This is a genomic window from Prevotella sp. (assembly GCF_051059605.1).
Taxonomy (GTDB): Bacteria; Bacteroidota; Bacteroidia; order Bacteroidales; family Bacteroidaceae; genus Prevotella.
The window spans coordinates 693,237-711,379 of sequence record NZ_CP050883.1; the positions used below are offsets into that span (position 1 = coordinate 693,237).

18 protein-coding genes are annotated in these 18,143 nt (G+C 38.4%); 16 read left to right on the forward strand and 2 right to left on the reverse strand.

The genetic code is table 11. The features are described from left to right. Positions 1–87: 87 nt before the first annotated feature. Positions 88–2,376, reverse strand: a complete 2,289-nt coding sequence (locus HEQ28_RS02700) for an NADP-dependent malic enzyme (protein ID WP_434503647.1) — start codon at positions 2,374–2,376, stop codon at positions 88–90. A gap of 151 nt (positions 2,377–2,527) precedes the next feature. Here HEQ28_RS02700 and HEQ28_RS02705 point away from each other — a divergent pair, with 151 nt between their 5' ends. From HEQ28_RS02705 to HEQ28_RS02780, 16 genes are all read left to right on the forward strand, one after another. Continuing rightward, the gene (locus HEQ28_RS02705; RefSeq protein ID WP_434503648.1) at positions 2,528–3,160 is read left to right on the forward strand and encodes a TetR/AcrR family transcriptional regulator; all 633 of its coding nucleotides are present in this window, start codon (positions 2,528–2,530) and stop codon (positions 3,158–3,160) included. Further along, positions 3,157–3,945, forward strand: coding sequence for a Rossmann-like and DUF2520 domain-containing protein (locus HEQ28_RS02710; protein WP_434503649.1), 789 nt, complete (start codon positions 3,157–3,159; stop codon positions 3,943–3,945). Before HEQ28_RS02705 ends, HEQ28_RS02710 begins: the two co-directional genes overlap by 4 nt. Further along, the gene (locus HEQ28_RS02715; RefSeq protein ID WP_434503650.1) at positions 3,942–4,460 is read left to right on the forward strand and encodes a KdsC family phosphatase; all 519 of its coding nucleotides are present in this window, start codon (positions 3,942–3,944) and stop codon (positions 4,458–4,460) included. Before HEQ28_RS02710 ends, HEQ28_RS02715 begins: the two co-directional genes overlap by 4 nt. 9 nt (positions 4,461–4,469) lie before the next feature. After that, positions 4,470–5,036 carry a Maf-like protein gene (locus HEQ28_RS02720; protein ID WP_434503651.1) on the forward strand — a complete coding sequence of 189 codons (567 nt, stop codon included), beginning with the start codon at positions 4,470–4,472 and terminating at the stop codon, positions 5,034–5,036. Between the two features lie 195 nt (positions 5,037–5,231). Further along, complete coding sequence (locus tag HEQ28_RS02725) at positions 5,232–6,581, forward strand: SLC13 family permease (protein WP_434503652.1); 1,350 nt, start codon at positions 5,232–5,234, stop codon at positions 6,579–6,581. 56 nt (positions 6,582–6,637) lie between these two features. After that, positions 6,638–7,615: a 6-phosphofructokinase gene (pfkA, locus tag HEQ28_RS02730; RefSeq protein WP_434503653.1), complete on the forward strand. Its 978-nt coding sequence runs from the start codon at positions 6,638–6,640 to the stop codon at positions 7,613–7,615. Positions 7,616–7,751: 136 nt separating this feature from the next. Continuing rightward, on the forward strand, positions 7,752–9,281 hold the full coding sequence (atpD, locus tag HEQ28_RS02735) for a F0F1 ATP synthase subunit beta (RefSeq protein WP_434503654.1): 1,530 nt from the start codon (positions 7,752–7,754) through the stop codon (positions 9,279–9,281). Positions 9,282–9,285: 4 nt separating this feature from the next. Then, positions 9,286–9,543: an ATP synthase F1 subunit epsilon gene (gene atpC / locus HEQ28_RS02740; RefSeq protein ID WP_434503655.1), complete on the forward strand. Its 258-nt coding sequence runs from the start codon at positions 9,286–9,288 to the stop codon at positions 9,541–9,543. Further along, on the forward strand, positions 9,540–9,812 hold the full coding sequence (locus HEQ28_RS02745) for a hypothetical protein (RefSeq protein ID WP_207153864.1): 273 nt from the start codon (positions 9,540–9,542) through the stop codon (positions 9,810–9,812). Before atpC ends, HEQ28_RS02745 begins: the two co-directional genes overlap by 4 nt. A gap of 6 nt (positions 9,813–9,818) precedes the next feature. Continuing rightward, on the forward strand, positions 9,819–10,892 hold the full coding sequence (gene atpB / locus HEQ28_RS02750; RefSeq protein ID WP_434503656.1) for a F0F1 ATP synthase subunit A: 1,074 nt from the start codon (positions 9,819–9,821) through the stop codon (positions 10,890–10,892). Positions 10,893–10,933: 41 nt separating this feature from the next. Beyond that, a complete protein-coding gene (gene atpE, locus HEQ28_RS02755) occupies positions 10,934–11,170 on the forward strand; it encodes an ATP synthase F0 subunit C (RefSeq protein ID WP_207153866.1) in 237 nt (78 codons plus the stop codon). An 84-nt stretch (positions 11,171–11,254) separates the two neighbouring features. Next, positions 11,255–11,758, forward strand: coding sequence for a F0F1 ATP synthase subunit B (gene atpF, locus HEQ28_RS02760; RefSeq protein WP_207153867.1), 504 nt, complete (start codon positions 11,255–11,257; stop codon positions 11,756–11,758). Between the two features lie 6 nt (positions 11,759–11,764). Next, positions 11,765–12,301 (forward strand): F0F1 ATP synthase subunit delta, encoded by a 537-nt coding sequence (locus tag HEQ28_RS02765; protein WP_434503657.1) that lies wholly within the window; start codon positions 11,765–11,767, stop codon positions 12,299–12,301. A gap of 17 nt (positions 12,302–12,318) precedes the next feature. Continuing rightward, positions 12,319–13,905: a F0F1 ATP synthase subunit alpha gene (gene atpA, locus HEQ28_RS02770; protein WP_434503658.1), complete on the forward strand. Its 1,587-nt coding sequence runs from the start codon at positions 12,319–12,321 to the stop codon at positions 13,903–13,905. A 31-nt stretch (positions 13,906–13,936) separates the two neighbouring features. Further along, positions 13,937–14,905 (forward strand): F0F1 ATP synthase subunit gamma, encoded by a 969-nt coding sequence (locus HEQ28_RS02775; protein ID WP_434503659.1) that lies wholly within the window; start codon positions 13,937–13,939, stop codon positions 14,903–14,905. Between the two features lie 1,069 nt (positions 14,906–15,974). Continuing rightward, complete coding sequence (locus HEQ28_RS02780) at positions 15,975–16,928, forward strand: DUF362 domain-containing protein (RefSeq protein WP_434503660.1); 954 nt, start codon at positions 15,975–15,977, stop codon at positions 16,926–16,928. Positions 16,929–16,956: 28 nt separating this feature from the next. Here HEQ28_RS02780 and hemW read toward each other — a convergent pair whose 3' ends face one another. Then, positions 16,957–18,093 carry a radical SAM family heme chaperone HemW gene (gene hemW, locus HEQ28_RS02785; protein WP_434503661.1) on the reverse strand — a complete coding sequence of 379 codons (1,137 nt, stop codon included), beginning with the start codon at positions 18,091–18,093 and terminating at the stop codon, positions 16,957–16,959. Between the last annotated feature and the right edge of the window lie 50 nt (positions 18,094–18,143).

Genomic DNA, 18,143 nt, shown 5'->3' on the forward strand with positions numbered 1-18,143 from the left:
TAACAGTTTAATATCTGAAAGGATATATAAAAAAAGAAGGATGAAGTATTTTTACTTCATCCTTCTTTCATATTTAGGCTTATTGTCTTATTTGTTATTCTTAAGTTTTTCAACATAAGCGTCAATTACTGCAACAGCGGTAATATTTACGACATCGTTTACAGAACTTTCAAAGTCGGTGAAATGTATAGCCTTGTTTAATCCCATTTGGATAGGGCCTATAATCTCGCAATCAGGATCTAGTGCCTGAAGAAGTTTATAGCTACAGTTTGCACTGCTCATGTTAGGGAATACAAGTGTATTTACATCCTTGCCTTTGAGACGGCTAAATGGATATTTGTCGTCACGCAATTCTTTGTTGAGAGCAAAGTTAACTTGCATCTCTCCGTCGATAGCGAGCTCTGGATATAAATCCTGCATGTGCTTTACTGCTGAGTGCACTTTAACAGGACTTCCCTTTTCGTCTGTGCCGAAGTTTGAATAACTAAGCATAGCGATAACAGGTTCCTCATTGAAGAACTTCACCGTATGTGCGCTTAGTTTTGCAATGTCAGTAAGTACATTCTCGTCAGGATGTCTGTTGATAAGTGTGTCTGCAATATAGTATGTGCCCTTCTGAGTGTTCAGAATATGCATAGTTCCAAAAGTATTGAATTCTGGTCTTACTCCAATAACTTCCTTTGCAACCTTTATTGTATTACTATATTTTGTGTATAGGCCAGTGATGAAAGCATCTGCATAGCCATTTTCAACCATACTCATACCGAAGTAATTGCGCTCATACATCTTGTCGTAAGCTTCATCAAAAGTGTAACCTTGGCGAGAACGCTTTTCTGTAAGATGTTTAGCGAATGTAGCACGGCGACCTTGTTCCTGGTCTGCTCTCATATCAATGATCTCTACACCGGTAAGATCTAGTTTCAAACGAGTAGCAAGACGTGTGAGGCGATCTGGATTACCAAGAAGTATAGGGTTGCATATACCTTCCTGCTTAGCTTGGACAGCAGCCTTCATCATAGTAGGGTGTCCACCTTCGGCATATACAACCTTCTGTGGGTGTAGACGAGCTGAGTCGTGAAGTTTGCGAGTCAGTGCAGTCTCTTGTCCAAGAAGCTGGCGCAAATTCTTCTTATATGCTTCCCAATCAGTAATTGTCTTACGTGCTACACCACTTTCAATAGCTGCCTTTGCAACAGCTGCACTAACTTCAGTGATAAGGCGTGGGTCAACGGGTTTCGGAATGAAATATTTAGGACCGAACGTAAGGTCGCTAACATGATACACGTCATTGACAACGTCAGGAACAGGCTGTTTGGCAAGGTCAGCAATAGCTTTTACTGCAGCCATTTTCATTTCTTCGTTGATAGCTCTGGCATGCACATCAAGAGCTCCGCGGAAAATATAAGGGAATCCAATTACATTATTTATCTGATTAGGATAGTCACTACGTCCTGTGCTCATTAAAACGTCAGGACGACTTTCCATAGCATCTTCGTAAGAAATCTCAGGAACAGGATTGGCAAGTGCGAATACGATAGGGTTGTTAGCCATAGAGCGAATCATATCCTGTGTGAGGATATTACCCTTGCTAAGTCCCAAGAATACATCAGCACCCTTCATTGCTTCTTCCAAAGTATGAACATCCTTGCGGCTTGTAGCGAACAATGCTTTCTGTGGACTAAGTCTTTCTCTGTCTTTTGTTATTACCCCCTTAGAGTCAAGCATTACGATATTTTCGACTTTAGCTCCAAGTGCTACGTATAGTTTTGTACAACTAATAGCAGCGGCTCCTGCGCCATTTACAACAATCTTGACTTTACTGATGTCTTTCCCTGTAACTTCGAGAGCGTTAAGAAGTCCTGCAGAAGAGATGATAGCAGTTCCATGCTGGTCATCGTGCATTACAGGGATGTCTAGAGTCTTCTTTAATCTTTCCTCAATATAGAAACATTCAGGAGCTTTAATATCCTCAAGATTTATACCACCGAAAGTAGGTGCAATCTTTTCTACAGCTTCGCAGAACTTTTCTGGATCTTTTTCTGCTACTTCGATGTCAAACACATCAATACCACCATAAATTTTGAATAGTAAGCCTTTACCTTCCATTACTGGTTTACCACTCATAGCACCTATATCACCAAGGCCAAGAACGGCGGTTCCATTACTGATTACGGCAACAAGATTGCCCTTGTCAGTATATTTGTATACACTGTCTGGATCAGATTGAATCTCAAGACATGGGTATGCAACACCAGGTGAATAAGCTAAACTCAAATCAGTTTGTGTGTGATAAGGCTTAGTTGGCTTTACTTCAATTTTGCCCGGACGTCCATTCTCGTGATACTCCAGAGCAGCTTCCTTAGTAATCTTTACCATTTTCTAGTAATTAAAGTTCAATTCTCTACTTTTAATTTTCCTTCTAACATGCGCAAAGTTAGTAAAAAACGTTTAAATGAGTGCGAGTTTTTTGTTATTTTTTGTAACTTTGCAGAATAATATTTAAACTCATAACGGTGAACGGTTGCTTATGCATAAAATTAATATTCAAACTGAGTATCGGGAACAGTTGAAAGACCGCATTCTGAATTTAGCCATGCAAGAATTCTATGTAAATGGAATCAAGCGTGTTAAAATGGATGACATAGCGAAGAAACTGGTTATATCTAAGCGTACTCTCTATGAAATATACAACAAAAAAGAAGATCTTTTACTTGAGGGTATAAAGATGTCTGAATGTTTGTGTAATAATCATATGGAGAAATTTCAAAAGGAAAAGGCTCCAGATGTGATGGATATTCTCGTGGAATTTTATAAGGTACAAATGGAGAAGGTTCGTACTGTAAATCCTTTGTTCTTTGCAGAATTACATAAGTATTCTAAAATTGTTAATTATCTTTCTAAACAGCACGAATTGCGTAGAAGCAAGTCGCATATGTTTTTCAAGCGAGGTATCAAGGAAGGATATTTTCGTGATGACATTGATTATTCTTTGGTTGAACGTTTCAGCAATGCAACAATGGAATATGTGATGGATAATAAGTTGTATGAGACTTATAGCATGCAACACATCTTGTATAATGTAATGTTCTTGTTTATGCGTGGTTTCTGTACTGATAAGGGACTGGCTATAATGGACATGAAAATTAAGAGGCTAAAATGAAAATTTCATTGATTGGCTCAGGAAACTTGGCTACAAATATAGGAGTGGCTTTATTTAATTCAGGTAATAAAGTTGTTCAAATTTATAGTCACACTCTTTCTCATGCCACTTCTTTAGCTGATAAAATAGGGGCAAATGCTGTTGATGATATTCATAGTGTAAGTGATGAAGCTGATTTGTATATCGTGGCTTTGAAGGATGATGCACTAGAGAAAATAATTCCATCGTTATGTAAAAATAAGTCTGATAAGTTCTTCTTTCATACAGCAGGTAGTATGCCTATGGATATCTTCAAAGGATATGCGGAACACTATGGAGTGCTTTACCCTATGCAGACTTTCTCGAAACAACGCATTGTTGATTTTAAAGTAATACCTTGTTTTATAGAGGCTTCTGATGAGTTGGCTAAATCTGTACTTGAAAATATTTGTAGTGATATATCTGACCGAATTTATGAGCTTTCAACAGAAAGGAGAAAGTATTTACATTTAGCAGCTGTATTTGCATGTAACTTTGCTAATCACTGTTATGAAATTTCGTCAGAGATATTGAATGATAATGGTATACCTTTTGATGTGATGCTGCCTTTGATAGACGAAACTGCCAAGAAGGTGCATGATGTGAAGCCAAAGGATGCCCAAACGGGTCCTGCTGTGAGATATGATGAAAACGTAATTAGTCGTCAGATGCAATTACTGGATGGTGCTCCATTTAATCAGAAGATCTATGAACTTATGAGTAAAGCTATCCATTCTACCGCAATAAATAAAATTTCAGACCTATGATAAACTATGATTTGAGTAAGGTTAAAGCTATCGTTTTTGATGTGGATGGAGTTCTGTCTGCCGAGACAATAGTATTGTCGCACGACGGAGAGCCTTTGCGCACAGTGAATATAAAGGATGGTTATGCTATTCAACTTGCTGTTAAGATGGGTGTTAAAATCGCTATTCTTACTGGTGGAAATACAGAAGCTGTGAGAATGCGCTATCAGCATCTTGGTGTTGAGGATATTTACATGAACTGCGCAGTTAAGGTTACTGTTTATGATGAATTTCTTAAAAAGCATAATCTTAAAGATGACGAAGTGATTTATGTAGGTGATGATATTCCTGACTATGAGGTTATGCGACGTTGTGGTTGCCCTTGTTGTCCAGCAGATGCATGTACTGATATTAAGAGTATCTGCGTCTATATAAGTTCTCGTAATGGAGGACATGGTTGTGGACGTGATATCATAGAACAAGTACTTCGTGCTAATGGCAAATGGCTAAGTGATGCGAAGGCTTTTGGATGGTAATATATAATTATGAACTATAAAATAATACTTGCCAGTAATTCTCCACGTCGTAAAGAATTACTTTCTGGTTTGAATATCCCCTTTAAAGTATTCGTAAAGGATGATATTGACGAGACTTATCCTGAATCTACACCTGTAGACGATGTTTCTTTGTATTTATCAAAACTTAAATCTTCTGCTTATTTGCTGGATATAAAAGAGGATGAGTTGATTATTACAGCTGATACTGTAGTTGTTGTGGATGAAGAGATCTTAGGCAAACCTAAAGATAAAGAGGATGCCGTTAGAATGTTGCGAATGATTAGCGGACGTACACATAAAGTTATTACTGGCGTCAGTCTTACAACGATTTCTAAACAGCATAGCTTCAAGGTTACCACTGAAGTTACGTTTAAGAAATTAGAAGACGAAGAGATCAATTATTATATCTCAACTTTTAAGCCCTATGACAAGGCGGGTTCTTATGGAATTCAGGAATGGATAGGGTATATAGGGGTTACATCTATTAAAGGAAGTTACTTTAATGTGATGGGATTTCCTGTACAGAGAATATATGAAGAGTTGAAAAATATGTGATGCATATTGTCACTTAATATTCAGAACGGTCATTGTGTTTTTGCATAGTGACCGTTCTTTGTAACCTATACTTAGCAAAACCTTGTTCATTGTGGTTACAATCTTACACATTATCGTTAAACCAATATAAAAAACTAATATCATGTTTGAATGTTTCAGAATAATTGTTAACTTTGCCACTAAATAAAATAAACTATGACGCTTATAATAGTCGCTATAATACTGCTGAGTTTCTTGCTCATCGCTACAGAAAAAATCACCAATGTGAATAAAGCTGCTATAGCTATTTTCGCTGGTACTGTAGGATGGGTATTGTATATTTGCTATGGCACTGATTTCGTAATGAGTCAGCATTATGGTGAATATGCAAGTTTCTTAGACAGTGCGACTTCTTCAAGCGTAGTAGTGAAACAATTTATTGCCAAACGTATTTTTCTTCCTTATGTAGGTGAGGCTGCCGAAATAGTTTTGTTTCTGTTGTCAACGATGACAATTGTTGAGATATTGAACAACAATGGATGTTTTGATTTTGTTTCTCAATTGCTTAAAACAAGAAACAGTAAGAGAATGCTTTGGTCGCTTGGAATTATTACTTTTTTGATTTCGGCAAATCTTGATAACCTCACTACAACTGTTATGATGATTACAATGATGCATGAAGTTGTTCCAAGTCGACGTCAGAGGATGATATTTGGTTCTGCTATAGTTGTAGCGGCAAATGCAGGTGGAGCTTTAACTGTAATAGGTAATCCGGAGGGATTGGTGTTGTGGAATATCGGAGCCGTGAGTGCTACTAATTTTTCAATGTCTCTTATAATTCCTTGCATTATAGCTTGGGCTATACCAACTTGGATGCTTGGTCGCATGCTTCCTAGTAGATTGGATACCGAATGGGTGGTGATGCCATATAGAGGAGATGATACAAATCTTAATACTTGGCAAAGATTATTGATGCTATTCGTTGGAATAGGTGGACTTTGGTTTATTCCGACTTTCCATAATATAACAAAGTTGAGTCCATTCCTTGGTGCATTATGTGTTCTTTCAATCTTGTGGATTGTTAATGAGATATTCAATCATAAATTGATGAATGCCGACCAAATGATACAACGCCGTACCCCACGCGTGTTGCAGTATGGAGTGATCCAGATGATGCTTTATGTAATGGGAGTCATGCTTGCCCTTGGTGTAGTTAAAGAGACTGGTGCAACTAAATTGTTGTGGGATTTTCTTCAGGAAAATATAAATAGTGTTTGGATTTATGGTGTTATAGCTGGTGTTGTTAGTTCTGTCTTGGATACATTTGCAACGGCAATGAGTTTTATTCAGATAAAGCAGAATGTTGTAATGAACGACATATATTATAAGGTGATAGCATTTTGTGTAATGTCTGGAGGAAATGTGTTAGCAATAGGTAGCATGAGTGGTATCGCTTTATTAAAAATGGAACGTATGCATATTGGTTGGTATTTCAGGAATGTAGGATGGAAATGCGTGCTTGGAACTGCTGTAGGCTTTATGGTACTGATGTTGGCGAATATATAAATACGAGAATATAAAACTTATCAAGAATAATTAAAAATTAAGGTAATAATTTGATTATGGCAAAAATTAAAACAATAGGTATTCTTACTTCTGGTGGTGATGCTCCAGGAATGAATGCGGCTATTCGTGCGGTTACGCGTGCCGGAATTTATAACGGTTTCAATATTAAGGCTGTATATCGTGGATATGATGGCCTTATTAATGATGAGATTGTTGATTTCACGACAGAGAATGTAAGTGGTATTATCAATCAAGGAGGAACGATTCTTAAGACTGCTCGTTCGACAGATTTTATAACAGACGAGGGAAAGAAGAAGGCTTACGATAATATTGTAAAAGAAGGTATCGACGCACTTGTTGTAATCGGTGGAAATGGTTCTCTTACAGGTGCCATGTTATTTGCTCAGGAATATGATGTTTGTTGCATCGGACTTCCAGGAACAATTGACAATGACCTATATGGTACAGATAATACCATAGGTTATGATACAACAATGAATACTATCGTGGAGTGTGTTGACCGTATCCGTGATACAGCCCAAAGTCATGAACGAATATTCTTTGTTGAAGTTATGGGACGTGACGCAGGTTTCTTGGCACAGAACTCAGCTATTGCGAGTGGTGCAGAAGCTGCTATTATTCCTGAAGACCGTACTGATGTAGACCAGTTGGCTCAGTTTATGGAACGAGGAATACGTAAAAGTAAAAAGAGTTGTATCGTGATTGTAAGCGAAAGTCCTAAATGTGGTGCTCTTTATTATGCTGACCGTGTAAAGAAAGAGTTCCCTGAGTATGACGTACGTGTTTCTATCTTGGGACATCTTCAGCGTGGTGGTCGTCCATCAGCACGTGATCGTATTCTTGCAAGTTGTACAGGCTTAGGCGCTGTTGAGGCTATCATGCAGGGACAGCGTAATATTATGGTCGGAATGAGAAATAATGAAGTTGTATATGTTCCGATGAGCGAAGCGATACGAAGTGATAAACCTTTTGATCGTAAGTTGATACAAGTACTAGATGAACTCAGTATCTAATATTAAAAGGTATTAAAAAGTGGTTAATATGTGGTTAATAATGGTACAAAACTCGGATTTGTTTTGTAGTTTCCACAAATATTCGTACTTTTGCTATATCGAAAATAAATAGAACATTAATAAAAAATAGTAGCTTATGTCACAAATTATCGGACGCATTTCTCAGATTATCGGTCCTGTTATCGACGTTTATTTCGATACAAAAGGACAGGATGCTGAAAAGGTGTTGCCAAAGATTTTTGAAGCTCTTAAAGTTAAGCGCACTGATGGCAGTGACCTTGTGATTGAGGTTCAACAGCATATCGGTGAGGACACAGTGCGATGCGTTGCTATGGACAATACGGACGGTCTTCAAAGAGGACTAGATGTAATTCCTGTTGGAAGTCCAATAACAATGCCTGCTGGTCAACAGATAAAGGGCCGTATGATGAATGTAATAGGTAAGCCTATTGATGGAATGGAAAACCTTGACATGCAAGGTTCTTATCCTATTCACAGAGATGCTCCTAAATTTGATCAATTGTCTACCCATAAAGAAATGTTGGCGACAGGTATTAAGGTCATTGACCTTTTGGAGCCATATATGAAAGGTGGAAAGATTGGTTTGTTTGGAGGTGCTGGTGTAGGTAAGACAGTTCTTATCATGGAGCTCATCAATAATATCGCCAAAGGCCATAATGGATATTCTGTATTCGCTGGTGTAGGAGAGCGCACACGTGAGGGTAATGACCTATTGCGTGATATGCTTGAAAGTGGAGTTATTAAGTACGGTGAGAAATTCCGTAAGGCAATGGATGAAGGCAAATGGGATCTTTCTCTTGTAGATAAGGACGAACTTGCAAAGAGTCAGGCTACACTTGTTTATGGACAGATGAATGAGCCACCTGGTGCACGTGCTTCAGTTGCTCTTTCTGGTCTAACTGTTGCTGAGGAATTCCGTGATCACGGAGGTCCTAATGGTGAGGCTTCTGATATAATGTTCTTCATTGACAATATCTTCCGTTTCACTCAGGCTGGTTCTGAGGTGTCTGCACTTCTTGGACGTATGCCTTCTGCTGTAGGTTATCAACCAACATTGGCAAGTGAGATGGGTACTATGCAAGAGAGAATTACATCAACAAAGAATGGTTCAATTACATCTGTTCAGGCTGTTTATGTGCCTGCTGATGACTTGACTGACCCTGCTCCTGCAACAACATTTACCCATTTGGATGCTACAACCGAACTTTCACGTAAGATTACTGAACTTGGTATTTATCCTGCTGTAGATCCGCTTGGTAGTACCTCTCGTATTCTTGATCCACTGATTGTTGGTAAAGAGCATTATGAGTGTGCACAGAGAGTGAAAGAAATTCTTCAGCATTACAATGAATTGCAGGATATTATTGCTATTCTTGGTATGGATGAACTTTCTGACGAAGATAAACTTACCGTGAACCGTGCACGTCGTGTACAGCGTTTCCTTAGTCAACCATTTACTGTTGCAGAACAGTTTACCGGACTAAAGGGTGTAATGGTGCCAATCGAAGACACAATTAAAGGTTTTAATGCTATATTGGATGGTGAGGTTGATGACCTTCCCGAACAGGCATTCCTTAACGTTGGTACAATCGAAGATGCCAAAGAGAAGGGTAAGATGCTGCTAGAGTCAGCAAAGGGTAATTAAACTGATGACGGATATGAGTTTGAAACTAAAAATCGTATCGCCAGAAAAGGTGGAGTTCAACGGTGAAGCCGACATTGTGAAGGTTCCTGGATTAATGGGGATGTTTGAAATCCTCAGCAACCATGCTCCGATAATATCGGCACTTCAAGAAGGTATTGTTGAATTTGTTACCAAGGAAGGCCGAAAAGAGGTGGCTATAACCGGAGGTTTCGTAGAGGTCCAGAAGAATGATGTCAATATCTGTGTAGAAAAAGCACAATGAGTATATTGATAATTTTTCTATCTGTATTCTTTTATGTCCTTTTAGGTACAGCTTACGTTAAAGGATATGATTTCGTAAAAAGTCATGCTCCGGGTAATTTAGTAAATTTCTATCTTATTATGGCAACAATACGCATATTGCTCGTGGCTACGATAGTCGCTGTTTATGTGTTGTTGTCTAAGGATAGGAACGATTCTATCCATTTTGCGGCAATGTTTCTAGGAATGTATGTCGTAACAATGGTAGTAACGCTGATTTTAAAACATTAAGTAGAAATGAATCACATCAAACGACTGTTAGGTATTTTAATGGTAATGCTTGCCGTGTTGCCGACTTTCGCAAATGGCAAAGGTGGGGATCCAAATATTAAGGATGTGGTGCTTGAGCATATCAAGGATTCTTATGACTGGCACATTACAAATATTGGAGATAAGCCTTTGGTAATACATTTGCCGATAATAGTAAACAGTTCAACTGGTTTCCATGTATTTTGCAGTTCGCAATTTTCAGAAGTTGCTGATATCAAGGGATACCGTCATGGACCGTTTAATTTAGCAATAGCAAGTAAGGGCGACAATGCTGGTAAAATAGTTGAGATTGATAAGTCTGGAGCAGAATTGCGCCCTTTTGATATCTCTATTACTAAGACCGTAGCGGTGATGTTTATAGATGTCATCCTGTTGCTTTGTTGCATTCTGATACCTGCCAGATGGTACAAGAAACGTAAAGCCGGTGATCCTGCCCCTAAGGGATTTGTAGGATTTATTGAAATGTTGGTGATGTATGTTATTGACGAAATCATCAAACCTGGTGTAGGAAAAGGTTATGAGAAATACACTCCATATCTGCTTACATGTTTCTTCTTTATATTTACATGTAATTTAATGGGCTTGATGCCATTTCCTCCTGGTGGTGGAAACGTGACGGGAAATATTGCCGTTACATTCCTATTGGCATTGTGTACATTTATAATAGTACAGTTTAGTGGAAACAAGCATTATTGGAAAGATATATTCTGGCCTAATGTTCCTACATGGTTGAAAGCACCGGTACCAGTTATTCCTGTTATTGAATTTGTAGGTATCTTCACTAAACCGTTTGCTCTTATGATTCGACTTTTCGCCAACATGATGGCTGGACATGCTATCGGACTAGCTATAACATGTATAATATTCCTTGTCGCAAGTAAGACTGCAGCAGTATTTCTTAGTATGTCTGCCTTGAGTATTGTGATGAGTATATTTATGATGTGTTTGGAATGTTTGGTATGCTTTATTCAGGCAATGGTATTCACTATGCTTAGTGCAGTATTCATTGGATTGGCAAGAGTTGAACCAGAACACGAATAATTAATATAAAAAATAAAATAACAATTTAAACATTCAAGATTATGATTTCATTATTATTAGCAGCAGAAGGTGTTGCAAAATTAGGCGCCGCAGTAGGTGCAGGTCTCGCAGCTATTGGCGCAGGTCTTGGTATTGGTAGAATTGGTGGTCAAGCCATGGATGCTATGGCACGTCAGCCAGAAGTTATGAATAAGTTATTCACGAATATGATCGTTGCAGCCGCACTTATTGAGGGTGTTGCCCTTTTCGCTGCCGTAATCGCATTCTTGTGTATTTAATATAAAACTTTTTTGGAGGAATGTTGCTATTGGATTAGTTCCAAATGTATAAAAACATTCCTCTACATATAATTAAAACAGTGTATGGATTTATTGATTCCTAGTACTGGCTTGCTATTTTGGATGTCTCTGACGTTCCTTGTCGTACTATTTATCTTATGGAAGTTTGGTTTTCCTGTTATCGTAAAAATGGTAACAGAGAGAAAAGCTTTCATTGATGATAGTCTACGTCAGGCTCATGAAGCAAACGAAAAACTAGCTAATATACAGAAAGAGGGTGAATCCATCTTGCAGGAAGCGCGTGAGAAGCAAGCCGTAATATTGAAAGAGGCTGCTAACACACGTGATGCAATTGTTGAAAAGGCTCAGGATAAAGCACGTGAGGAAGGTGCCCGCTTGATTAACGATGCCAAAATAGAAATTGACAACGAAAAGCAGGCCGCTATAAGTGATATCCGAAAGCAAGTAGCAACATTGAGTGTTGAAATAGCTGAGAAAATTCTTCGTGAAAAACTTGGTAAAGACAAAGCTCAGATGGATTTGATTGACCGTATGCTGGATGACGTTTCTTCGGCAGAAAATAAATAATTGGTTATGGATATAGGAGTAATATCGGTAAGATATGCGCGTGCACTGCTAAAAAGCAGTACAGATGCTAAAATCGAGGATTCGGTGTATAAAGATATGCAAATTCTTGCAAAGAGTTACATCGATGTACCTGAACTCAGATTTACGATAGACAATCCAATGCTTTCAAAAGACAGTAAGGAAAATCTTCTCGTTACTGCGGCAGGAAGCAATGTATGCGAACTTACGAAGACTTTCATTTCTCTTGTCTTGAAAGAAGGTCGTGAGGGAATAATGCAGTTCATGGCTAATTCGTATATCACACTTTATAGAAAACAGAAGAATGTCATCCGTGGCAAACTCATTACCGCTGCTGCCGTATCTGATAACACAGAGCAGAAAATGCGACAGATGGTGGAGAGTAATACTAATGGAACTGTGGAGTTTGAGACCGAGGTAGAACCTGATATTATCGGGGGCTTTATCCTAGAGTATGATACTTACAGAATGGACGCTAGCGTGAAATCAAAGCTTAACGGCATCCTGACACAGCTTAAGAAATAATTTTTAAAATACAAATTATGTCAGATAAAATAAAACCAAGCGAAGTGTCTCAAGTTCTTCTTGAACAACTCAAAGGTATCAATGGCAGTGAGAAGTTTGATGAGGTGGGTACTGTGCTCCAGGTGAGTGATGGTGTTGCCCGTATCTATGGACTTCGCAATGCTGAGGCCAATGAATTGTTGGAGTTTGAGAACGGAACAAAGGCAATTGTGATGAATCTGGAGGAAGACAACGTAGGATGCGTGCTTCTTGGATCTACCGCTGGCATTAAGGAGGGAATGACTGTTAAGCGCACAAAGCGTATTTCTTCAATTCTCGTTAATGACAACATGCTTGGGCGTGTGATCAATCCTATTGGTGAAGCTATAGATGGCAAAGGAGATCTTGATTTGACTGATGCCTTTGAAATGCCTCTTGACAGAAAAGCTCCAGGAGTTATCTATCGTCAACCTGTTAAGGAGCCGTTACAGACTGGTTTGAAGGCTGTCGACTCAATGATTCCTATTGGCCGTGGCCAACGTGAACTTATCATTGGTGACCGTCAGACAGGTAAAACTGCAATTGCTGTAGATACGATTATCAATCAGAAAAGTCTTTATGATGCAGGTAAACCAGTATATTGTATATATGTAGCGATAGGTCAGAAGGCTTCTACCGTAGCAACATTGGTAGCTACTCTTAAGGAGCATGGTGCAATGCCATATACTATTATTGTTGCTGCCACAGCTGCAGATCCTGCTGCTATGCAATATTATGCACCTTTTGCTGGTGCTGCTATTGGTGAATATTTCCGTGATCGTGGATATAGTGCTCTTGTGGTATATGATGACCTTAGTAAACAGGCTGTTGCATATCGTGAGGTATCTTTGATATTGAGACGTCCTTCTGGACGTGAAGCTTATCCTGGTGATGTGTTCTATTTGCACTCTCGCCTTTTGGAACGTGCTGCACGTATCAATAATCAGCAAGAAATTGCAGAACAGATGAACGATCTTCCTGAATGTATGAAGGGACATGTTCGTGGTGGTGGTTCTTTGACAGCTTTGCCTATCATTGAGACACAGGCAGGTGACGTTTCTGCTTATATTCCAACGAATGTTATTTCCATTACTGATGGTCAGATATATTTGGAAACAAATCTGTTTAACCAAGGTTTCCGTCCAGCTATTAATGTTGGTATTTCTGTATCTCGTGTAGGTGGTTCTGCACAGATTAAGAGTATGAAGAAGGTTGCTGGTACACTTAAGATTGACCAAGCTCAATACAGGGAACTAGAGGCTTTCTCTAAATTCTCAAGTGATATGGATGCCGTTACAGCAATGACTTTGGATCGTGGACGTAAGAACAATCAACTTCTTATCCAACCACAATATAGCCCAATGTCAGTAGGTGAGCAGGTAGCTATCCTTTATTGTGGAGTACATGGTTTGATGCATGATGTTCCTGTTGAGCAGATTCGCGAATGTCAGAATCAGTTCTTGGATGCAATGCGTTCTTCTCATAACGATATACTTGATACCTTGGCTGACGGACAGTTGAGTGATGAGGTCATAAAGGTTATTGAGGACACAATGGCTAATGTCGTTGGACAATATAAAGGTTGATAGTTTTAACAATTAAGATTAATAGTTAGCAATGCCGTCATTAAAAGAGATAAAAACACGTATCGAATCTGTTAATAGCACTCGTAAAATTACAAGTGCTATGAAGATGGTGGCTTCTAGTAAACTTCATCATGCCCAGACTGCCATTCAGAGTATGCTGCCTTATGAGAATTTACTTGAGCATATCCTCAAGTCTTTCTTGTTGACAGTGCCTGAAGCGTGGAATGAGCTTAAATCTGAGCGTCAGGTAAAAAAGGTTGCGTTTGTTGTTTATACCAGCAATAGTTCTTTGTGTGGTGGATTCAACAATAACATAATCAAGATGCTCGGTTCGGCTATTGATGATTATAAGGCTCGTGGCATTGATGACATCATTGTTTACCCGATCGGTAGAAAGGTTGAAGAATATGTTGTTAAGCAGGGGCTAACTAAAGCTGGAAGTTATCTTGAACTTGTAGATAAACCAAATTCAGCAGGATGTGCGGCTATAGCCAAGGAACTGCGTGATAAGTTTATGGCTCATGAAATAGATAAGGTTGAAATTATCTATCACCATTTCAAAAGTGCTGGTTCGCAGATTCTTACGCGTAAGACTTATTTGCCTATCGACTTGTCTACAGAGTCTATCGGTAATGAAAACGATCGTGATTTGAGTGGTAACACAACTACTGCTAAGGCGCAGGAATATCTAAAGAAACGTAAGCTAGAGGAAGAAAGAGGGAAGGCAGAGGCAAAACCTCTTAATGATAATTTCATTGTAGAGCCTGATCTTAATACTGTTTTGGGTATTTTGATACCAAAGCAGCTTAATCTTCAGCTATACACAGCGTTATTAGATAGTAATGCAAGTGAACATGCAGCTCGTATGGTCGCAATGCAGACTGCCACAGATAATGCTAATGATTTGTTGCGTGGATTGAATTTGCAGTATAATAAGAGTCGTCAGCAGGCAATTACTAATGAGTTGCTTGATATTGTTGGGGGAAGTTCTAACAGATAACGATTTCTTCAAATAAATTTAAAAAAGGAATATTGCATTATAGCAGTATTCCTTTTTTGTTGTTCACCCGGTACGAATCCTTTCTAAAGTCTGAAAGTACCCATGCACCCTAATAATGGGAAGCATGTAGTAGCTACGTTAAGTTACATTAATTTGTGGTGTTATTACGAAGAAATAGATAATTAGCTTGAAATTTATGTTGCTTTATAACGATATAATGCAAACGTTTGATCGATATAATGCAAACTTTATGTCGTAGAAAAGGAAACGTTTGATCGTAGGAATAGAAACTTTATGTCGTAGAATCAAACCTGTTTTACAGTTGAAACAATTTTCATTAATTACAAACACAAATTTATAATTTAACAACTTGAAATTAGCACACACAAAATGTACTTTTTATTAAGTCAATATTATGCATTATAGCATATTTATATCTCCCTAAATCTTAAATTCTCTACATAGGTTTTTCGAAAATATAAGTGTCTAAATGACGTTGTGCTGATTATCAGCAAGTTATAGTGCTTTTTCATATTTTTGTAGTGTCAAAGAAACGCCGCATATAATAAATCAGCTATAAAACAAATCATAATTTGCATTACATCGTGTAAACGCAAGTTTTAACGCCACTTGCACGTAACTAATTATTATCACAAAAAGCTTCTAATTAGCTGATAGTCAGCGTGTCGGCACTTAGACACTAAAAAAGACGAAAAGCCTGTAGTGCGCGTGTGTGCGGACATTATATATAATTGATATTACATTTTTATGTTCTGGTATCACGTTTGTTGCAAAATCGTCTCTTATTTTGCTTCAAATATCTATTACGTGGAAACGCATTTTCATGAAGTAGCTAAAATTCACTTTCGCATTCTCTCATCAGTTTGGTTTAAAGGCGAAGAGAGTAATGACGTAGCTCCGTAGCTAAAAAAAAGAAAGGGTAGATAGCTTTAAAATTGCGGATGATCGATAATTAATAGTTGTAATGCCTAAAATAAATGAAGGAGGGATTGTACAAAAATAAATAAAAATTTGTATATTTGCATCGTACCAAAAATAATCAAGCAATATGAAGAAAATTATAATGACTTTGACATTGCTGCTTGCTGTAATAGCGGTTAATGCACAATCTAAAGTGTATCTGATAAAAGAAATATCACCTGACGCACTTGTGAAAGCATATAATGCATTAGGAGTAAAGGCTAAAGGTAGGGTGGCTGTGAAAATAAGTACAGGCGAAGGCTCTAACCCTAATTATCTGAAACCAACATTGATAAAAAAACTCGTTGATGATGTTGATGGTGTTATTGTAGAAAATAGAACAGCTTATCCTGGTGACCGTATGGAAACAAAGGATCATTGGGAAGTGATACATCAACATGGCTTCGACTCTTTGTTTGCTGTTGACCTGATGGATGAATATGACGAAATAAGAATACCAGTGAAAGATCATACACATCTGAAATATGACATCGTGGGAGGACACTTGGCTAACTATGATTTCATGGTTTGCCTTAATCACTTTAAGGGACATCCTATGGGTGGTTACGGAGGTGCTCTGAAAAACCTGTCTATTGGTTGTGCGTCACGAAACGGTAAGGCTTATATTCATTCTGCAGGTAAAATTACAACTCCTGATAATCTTTGGACAAAAGAAAATGTAGGTGATCAAGATGGCTTTCTGGAAAGTATGGCTGCTTCTGCTCAGGCAGTGGTGAACTACTTTCAAAAGCGAGACGGAATAATCTACATCAGTGTGATGAATAATATGAGTATTGACTGTGACTGTGTGGCTCATCCGCAACCAGTGAAACTCAAAGATTATGGAATACTCGCCAGTACAGACCCTGTGGCTCTTGACCAGGCATGTGTTGACATTATTAATCAACAGAAAGTGACTGCGGAAAATGATCCTACTGATATGCTGAAACGCATAGACAAGCAGCATGGTACCCATACCATTGACTGGGCTCAGAAGATTGGACTTGGAAGTGAAAAATACAAATTAATTGAAATAAAATAGATTATATTGCGCTTATGGCAGGAAGTGACTAAATGTGCATGAGGTCGCTCATGATGTCGTCTGAAACAAACAAGCCATTACGGGTGAGTGAAATCCTGCCATTCACATTTTGCAAGGCGCCGTTGTTGATATGCTTGTCGGCTTCATTCATAAAATATGTGTATAGATCATTGCCGAAATCAATCTTAAGTTTTTCGGTGTCAATCCCTTCACGTGTACGCATAGCAGTTGTAATAAGATCATCGTATTTAGTGTTTTTGTCGATAGTCTCTTCCTCGAACGGTAACGTGTAACTCTCTATGCTACTGATATATTTAGTGATATCGCTAACATTCCAACGTCTGCTCTTTATGTCGTAGCTATGTGCAGAGGCACCTATACCTATATATGGTATGTCGTGCCAATAGCTATTGTTGTGTTTGCTCTGAAATCCATGTTGGGCAAAGTTGCTTATCTCGTATTGCTCATATCCAGCAGAAGATAATTTATCAATGAGCATATTATACATCGTAAGACTTGTTTCCTCGTCGATGGTCTTTACCTTATTTTGATTGAGAAGTTTGAAAAGGGTAGTGCCCTCTTCATACATAAGGCTATAGGCAGAAATGTGTTGTACTCCTAACGATATAGCTTCATCTATATCGCTTGCCCAGTCGTTAATACTCTCATCAGGAAATCCAAACATGAGGTCGATGCTGATATTCTTGATGCCATATTTCTGTAGTCGGCTAACAGCAGATCTCACTTCGTCAGAACAATGACGGCGATGTAGAAACTTTAGTCTGTCATCGTTGAAAGTCTGCGCTCCCATACTTACGCGATTTATAGGAAGTTGGGCAATGGCTTTTGCAAACTCGTCGGTTATATCATCGGGATTGCATTCAATAGTTACTTCTTCAGCATCTACTTTGGGTCCCCATACATCATATATATGTGTGAATATCTTTGTGATGTTAACAAGCGAAAGTTGACTTGGAGTGCCACCACCTATATATATAGTATTAATTTTCTCGTTAGCTAAAACAAGTTCATTTTTCCTTAAATCCATCTCCTTGCATAGTGCTTCGACGTATCTGTCTTGAAGATTAGTCTTAGTGGTGCTGTAGAAACCGCAGTATATGCAACGGCTTGCGCAAAAGGGTATGTGAATGTATAAACCTGCCATAATCTTATTTTTGTGCAAAATTAATAATTTTCTTAAAATATACTTGGATG

Excerpts from the sequence above, each read along its gene's own strand:
- HEQ28_RS02700 (WP_434503647.1), bottom strand. The coding sequence starts at position 2,376 with ATGGTAAAGATTACTAAGGAAGCTGCTCTGGAGTATCACGAGAATGGA.
- HEQ28_RS02705 (WP_434503648.1), top strand. The coding sequence starts at position 2,528 with ATGCATAAAATTAATATTCAAACTGAGTATCGGGAACAGTTGAAAGAC.
- HEQ28_RS02710 (WP_434503649.1), top strand. The coding sequence starts at position 3,157 with ATGAAAATTTCATTGATTGGCTCAGGAAACTTGGCTACAAATATAGGA.
- HEQ28_RS02715 (WP_434503650.1), top strand. The coding sequence starts at position 3,942 with ATGATAAACTATGATTTGAGTAAGGTTAAAGCTATCGTTTTTGATGTG.
- HEQ28_RS02720 (WP_434503651.1), top strand. The coding sequence starts at position 4,470 with ATGAACTATAAAATAATACTTGCCAGTAATTCTCCACGTCGTAAAGAA.
- HEQ28_RS02725 (WP_434503652.1), top strand. The coding sequence starts at position 5,232 with ATGACGCTTATAATAGTCGCTATAATACTGCTGAGTTTCTTGCTCATC.
- pfkA (WP_434503653.1), top strand. The coding sequence starts at position 6,638 with ATGGCAAAAATTAAAACAATAGGTATTCTTACTTCTGGTGGTGATGCT.
- atpD (WP_434503654.1), top strand. The coding sequence starts at position 7,752 with ATGTCACAAATTATCGGACGCATTTCTCAGATTATCGGTCCTGTTATC.
- atpC (WP_434503655.1), top strand. The coding sequence starts at position 9,286 with ATGACGGATATGAGTTTGAAACTAAAAATCGTATCGCCAGAAAAGGTG.
- HEQ28_RS02745 (WP_207153864.1), top strand. The coding sequence starts at position 9,540 with ATGAGTATATTGATAATTTTTCTATCTGTATTCTTTTATGTCCTTTTA.
- atpB (WP_434503656.1), top strand. The coding sequence starts at position 9,819 with ATGAATCACATCAAACGACTGTTAGGTATTTTAATGGTAATGCTTGCC.
- atpE (WP_207153866.1), top strand. The coding sequence starts at position 10,934 with ATGATTTCATTATTATTAGCAGCAGAAGGTGTTGCAAAATTAGGCGCC.
- atpF (WP_207153867.1), top strand. The coding sequence starts at position 11,255 with ATGGATTTATTGATTCCTAGTACTGGCTTGCTATTTTGGATGTCTCTG.
- HEQ28_RS02765 (WP_434503657.1), top strand. The coding sequence starts at position 11,765 with ATGGATATAGGAGTAATATCGGTAAGATATGCGCGTGCACTGCTAAAA.
- atpA (WP_434503658.1), top strand. The coding sequence starts at position 12,319 with ATGTCAGATAAAATAAAACCAAGCGAAGTGTCTCAAGTTCTTCTTGAA.
- HEQ28_RS02775 (WP_434503659.1), top strand. The coding sequence starts at position 13,937 with ATGCCGTCATTAAAAGAGATAAAAACACGTATCGAATCTGTTAATAGC.
- HEQ28_RS02780 (WP_434503660.1), top strand. The coding sequence starts at position 15,975 with ATGAAGAAAATTATAATGACTTTGACATTGCTGCTTGCTGTAATAGCG.
- hemW (WP_434503661.1), bottom strand. The coding sequence starts at position 18,093 with ATGGCAGGTTTATACATTCACATACCCTTTTGCGCAAGCCGTTGCATA.